Raw genomic sequence first — 4,531 nt, forward strand, 5'->3', positions numbered from 1 at the left:
CGACAGGAGGGCAGGGGGGCTTCAGCCCTCGGCGGTGGGGCCGGCGGTGGGAATGGCGGGGACGCCGTCCTCGGCCATGGGAATGCCGCCCAGCTCTTCCGCGAGCGCGGTGAGCACTTCCTGGGTGAAGACGATGCGGTCGCGGGGCATGCGAGCGAGCACGCGCTGCACGGCGGACTCCACGGTGCCTTCGGAGGGCACGTCCAGCGTGCGGCCGGCGTCGGTGAGCGCGAAGAGCGCCTTGCGACCATCGAGCGGATCCGACTTGCGCTCCAGCAGTCCGCGCTTCTCCAGCCGCTTGAGCACGCCGGTGAGGGTGCTGGGGTGGACGTGGAGGATCTGCGCGAGCGTGCCGGCGGTGATGCCCGGGAAGCGTCCGACCAGCCGGATGACGAGCCGCTGTGGGCCGGTCAGCCCCAGCGTGGACTCCATCCGCTTGGAGGTGGATTGAAGTCCGTGATCCACGGCCCACAGCAGGCGCATGAACTCCAGCACTTCACCGAGTTGTGGCACCCGGGACCTACCGCCGTCCGGACCTTCTGACTCCGGGGCTTGTGCGTCCTTCATGGATGCATCCTCCTTCACCTACGGCCTCCCTGTCTTCGCGACATGGTCGCGTGTCCTAGCGCGTCGGCCTGCCAGTTCCACCAAAATCCGGAAGCATTGCCCGCCGCAAGACGGGGCCGCTCGCCTGGGGGCGGGACTGGCGGCAACGGCGCGGGCCGTCCGTCCAGGCTGTCCGGGTGTGTCATCCCGGAGCTCCCCAGAGGGGTCCAAGGGCGCGAAAGGAGGGCCGCCACCCCCTGGCATGCCGGTGCCCGGGAGCGGCGGCCCTCGCGAGCCTGAATCAACCGAGGGTTGTGTTTGTCATGGGTTCGTGGCGAGTCCCTCCCTTCCCGGCGCCGGGGGGACGGGGACCTTCTCCACCTTGAGGGTCGTGGGGCCGCTGAGCGCCAGGTGCGCGCGCAGCTTGAGGAACTTCTTCTTGCCGAAGCCCTTGACCCGCACCAGCTCCTCGACGCGCCCGAAGGGCCGCTTCTTGCGGTGCTCGAGGATGCGCTGCGCCGCCTTCTCTCCCACGCCCGGCAGCAGGTCTCACTTCACGAGTGGCCTCCCACGCCCGCCTCCAGCCCCGACTCGCCCGCGAAGCGCCCCTCCGCCGCCTCGCGCACGTGCAGCTTCCCGTCCAGGGGCAGCACGTCCAACAGCACGTTGAGCGAACCGTCCTTTATGCGGTGCACCGCATAAGGCAGCTTATGCGGTGCTGATCGTTACGCTGAGCGGAGGCGTCTGCCCCGTCGAAGCGGAGTCCCTGAAGCCCTGCATAATGCTGACGACAGGAGCGCACCGCCGAGCACCGGCCCTCGCAGCCTGAGGATGGAACGGTCGCTGGCCGTGCGAAGCGGTCCGCAGCCTGTACGTGGCACGGCTCCTTCATCCATTGTGGCCGCCCCGCTCCATCTACTCCGCTGCTTCGCGTCCTCTCCCTCGTCGTTATGTGGCGTAGCAGCGCCTACTTCCCTCAAGGCGTCAGTGCTTGCTCAGCATAAGTCAGGTCGCTGCATCACGTCCTTTATGCGGTGCTCCGTATAAGGCAGCGCACCGACAGCGCGACGCGGCGGGGCGGGCCACGGGGCGGCCCGGCTTCTGGGGCCCTGCCACGGCCACCGCCCCGCCGCTTCTCAGACGCCAGGAGCTGGAGACGCGCGCGGCCGAGTCGCGCGAGGCCTTGCGCCACCAGGTGCCGCTGCTCGGGCCGTCAGGGGCGCAGCGGCACCCGACCAGTTGCTGGAGGCCGGAGCGCCGCTTCTTCGCGCGCCCTGCCCTCAACGCGCGGCCCGCCAATCCCGCGGGGGTTTACGACCGCTGGCGGACGGTGGCAGGCCGGGGGACGCGGACAGATAATTCCTGACACGCTGGATTTACAAGCAAAGCGTGGACTTCAAACGAAGTCCAGGGTTCAACTTCGGCTCTTCCTGCCCTCAAAGGAGCCGAAATGACCGTAGCGGAACGGATTCGTGGCTGGACGTATTTGGTGGGTGTGATTGCCCTCATGGGCTCGGCGACTTCGGCCCATGCGGCTGGCGCATTGCTCATAACCTCGACGGAATCTGACACGCCGAACGACACGCTTTACATCTACGGCGAGAACTTCGGCACCGTGAAGTCGGCAGTGAGGTTCGCAGGCATCGTCGTCCAACCCAACAAAATCCAGGTCTATGGGGACACGGCGATCGTCATCACCGTCCCCTATAACCTCCTGGATACGCCTGGGACGTACTTGCTCAGTGTCTCAACGGGGCCAGCTCCGGAACAGAACTCTGCCCTCGGCATCACGGTGGGCCCGCAAGGCCCCAAGGGCGACACTGGCGCGACGGGCCCCAAGGGCGACACCGGCGCGACGGGCCCCAAGGGCGACATCGGCGCGACGGGCCCCAAGGGCGACACTGGCGCGACGGGCCCCAAGGGCGACATCGGCGCGACGGGCCCCAAGGGCGACATCGGCGCGACGGGCCCCAAGGGCGACATCGGCGCAACGGGCGCCATCGGACCTGTTGGGCCCCAGGGGCCCCAGGGGCCAGGTGCAGTTAAGTACATAGCAACTTGGGGTACTCTCACAGTCTACAAACCAGACTGCACGTACGCCAACAAGCTAACTCTCCTGTGCACCACCGCAGCGCATCGCTTCTGCGTTGCAAACGGCTATGCGGCCACCACTGGCATTTTTGAGTACGATACCGCATATGCCCATTTCAACTGCTTGAAGTAGTTGGCTGACTGCCTCGGGCCACGAGGCGACGCCAGGGTTAGCCTCGTGGGAATCACTGGAGACGAGCGGCCGAGTCTAACGAGGCTGTGCGCCACCAGGTGCCGCTGCGCGGGCCGTCAGGCACGCAGCGGCACCACACCTGCTGCGGGGGCGGCGCGCTGCCTCTTCGCGCGCCCTGCCCCACCCCGCGCGATCCGCCGAGCCCGCGAGGAGGTAGCTTATGCGGTGCTGATCGTTACGCTGAGCGGAGGCGTCTGCCCCGTCGAAGCGGAGTCCCTGAAGCCCTGCATAATGCTGACGGCAGGAGCGCACCGCCGAGCACCGGCCCTCGCAGCTTGAGGATGGAACGGTCGCTGGCCGTGCGAAGCGGTCCGCAGCCTGTACGTGGCACGGCTCCTTCATCCATTGTGGCCGCCCCGCTCCATTTACTCCGCTGCTTCGCGTTCTCTCCCTCGTCGTTTTATGTGGCGTAGCAGCGCCTACTTCCCTCAAAGCGTCAGTGCTTGCTCCGCATAAGTCAGGTCGCTGCATCACGTCCTTGTTCACGAACGCGCTGCCGGCGCGCACCCAGATGCTCCCGCCATTGCCCTCGCGGATGGCCCGGGGTTCATTTCCCGCGCATGCGTTACTTCCGGCGTGGCATGGCCCGCGCGGGGGCTCTTTTCCTGACCGGCCGTGAAGCGGGCTGGGCTGGCTTTGCTCCAGGCAGGACTCCGGAGTTCCTCTCGAAGAACCCGCGGACGAAGGTCATCGCGTTCATCAGCGAGTCCACGGGCCCCATGCCAAAGATCGGTCGGATCCGGGGGCGTGTATGGCCTTCAATCAGCACCGGGCAGTACCAGAGCTGTTGCTCGGGGAAGTGCACCGGACGGCCCACCATGAGCCTTGATGTGCGCTGCTGGCCCGAAGGTGTCGTGTACTCCCAGCAATCCTCCGCGATTGGATCCTCGATCCGTTTCAACTTTGGGCGCCAGTTCTCATCCTTCTTGAGCATGGAGCGCGACCTCATGGGGCCCTGGGAGGACCAAAATAGGCCCGGCAGAAGACGAGGCAGGAGGCCTTGCCCGCGTAGCACGAGCCGAAGCAGAGGGCCTTGAGCTTCTGCTGTCGCTTCGTTCTTCCTGGGAGCTTCTCGCAGAACGTTTCCATGGCCTGACTTCCCGCCTGACACGCCTGGATGCATGCGAAGGACTTCCACGGATCCGCCGTGGTCTCGGCCTCCCCGACCTCTGGGGCTGGGAGCGGCTCCAGGCAAGCTTCCGGGTTCAGCGTGCAAAACGACGCCACACGCCCCTCGGTGGGTGGTGGCAGAACAGGGCCGGAGACCGGTGCTGCCTGGTAGAGGTCACCTCCGCGCCTGCCCGGGCTGACCGCGCACGCGACCATCGTCAGCGCCCCTAGCATGGGCATGGCAAGGAGCCTTGGCATGGGGGACATCGTACCTGCTCTTGGGAACGGGGCGCCCTGAGGTCCACGGCCGGAAGCCTCGGCTGTCACCACGCTCGCGGCGCGAAAGGAGGGCCGCCACCCCCTGGCATGCCGGTGCCCGGGAGCGGCGGCCCTCGCGAGCCTGAATCAACCGAGGGTTGTGTTTGTCATGGGTTCGTGGCGAGTCCCTCCCTTCCCGGCGCTGGGGGGACCTTCTCCACCTTGAGGGTCGTGGGGCCGCTGAGCGCCAGGTGCGCGCGCAGCTTGAGGAACTTCTTCTTGCCGAAGCCCTTGACCCGCACCAGCTCCTCGACGCGCCCGAAGGGCCGCTTC

The 4,531-nt window shown here is 67.0% G+C and carries 5 protein-coding genes; 1 reads left to right on the forward strand and 4 read right to left on the reverse strand.

The window, feature by feature from the left end; all coding sequences use genetic code 11:
• Positions 1-21 precede the first annotated feature (21 nt).
• The 3 genes from D7Y13_RS38955 to D7Y13_RS46105 all read right to left on the reverse strand — a co-directional run bounded on the left by D7Y13_RS38955 (position 22) and on the right by D7Y13_RS46105 (position 1,241).
• On the reverse strand, positions 22-567 hold the full coding sequence (locus D7Y13_RS38955) for a MarR family winged helix-turn-helix transcriptional regulator (RefSeq protein ID WP_120538469.1): 546 nt from the start codon (positions 565-567) through the stop codon (positions 22-24).
• Positions 568-867: 300 nt separating this feature from the next.
• The gene (locus tag D7Y13_RS38960; protein WP_120586069.1) at positions 868-1,092 is read right to left on the reverse strand and encodes a helix-hairpin-helix domain-containing protein; all 225 of its coding nucleotides are present in this window, start codon (positions 1,090-1,092) and stop codon (positions 868-870) included.
• A gap of 8 nt (positions 1,093-1,100) precedes the next feature.
• Complete coding sequence (locus D7Y13_RS46105; protein ID WP_158620513.1) at positions 1,101-1,241, reverse strand: hypothetical protein; 141 nt, start codon at positions 1,239-1,241, stop codon at positions 1,101-1,103.
• Positions 1,242-1,996: 755 nt separating this feature from the next.
• On the opposite strand from D7Y13_RS46105, the gene D7Y13_RS49620 reads away from it, so the two are divergent.
• Positions 1,997-2,770 carry a collagen-like domain-containing protein gene (locus D7Y13_RS49620; RefSeq protein ID WP_199732991.1) on the forward strand — a complete coding sequence of 258 codons (774 nt, stop codon included), beginning with the start codon at positions 1,997-1,999 and terminating at the stop codon, positions 2,768-2,770.
• 625 nt (positions 2,771-3,395) lie between these two features.
• Here the strand turns inward: D7Y13_RS49620 and D7Y13_RS45400 are convergent.
• Positions 3,396-3,764, reverse strand: coding sequence for a hypothetical protein (locus D7Y13_RS45400; protein ID WP_147444571.1), 369 nt, complete (start codon positions 3,762-3,764; stop codon positions 3,396-3,398).
• Positions 3,765-4,531: the final 767 nt, after the last annotated feature.

It is taken from the genome of Corallococcus praedator (assembly GCF_003612125.1).
Lineage (GTDB): Bacteria > Myxococcota > Myxococcia > Myxococcales > Myxococcaceae > Corallococcus > Corallococcus praedator.